This is a genomic window from Sinorhizobium sp. P24N7, from assembly GCF_042436655.1.
Classification (GTDB): domain Bacteria; phylum Pseudomonadota; class Alphaproteobacteria; order Rhizobiales; family Rhizobiaceae; genus Sinorhizobium; species Sinorhizobium meliloti_A.
Window position 1 is genome coordinate 1 of record NZ_JBHMIW010000181.1, and the last position, 201, is coordinate 201.

Sequence of the window (201 nt, forward strand, 5' to 3'; positions counted from 1 at the left end):
TGCGCGTCAGCTTCCGGCGCAGGATCGGTTGCTCGGCGGCGTTCACTCCATGCAACTGGAAAACGCTCTTTGACGTATCCATGCCAATTCGGATAATCTGCTCCACGGACGGTCTCCCTCGATTGATGTCTTAACGACTCACTCTGGCACATTGCGATGCCGTTGGGAGCCGTCCACCCCAACAGTGCTCGTCACAGGGAT

At 57.2% G+C, this 201-nt stretch carries 1 pseudogene; it reads right to left on the reverse strand.

What is annotated here, in order from left to right:
- A pseudogene (locus tag ACFHWW_RS34530) lies at positions 1-106 on the reverse strand (IS110 family transposase); the annotation flags it as partial.
- Positions 107-201: the final 95 nt, after the last annotated feature.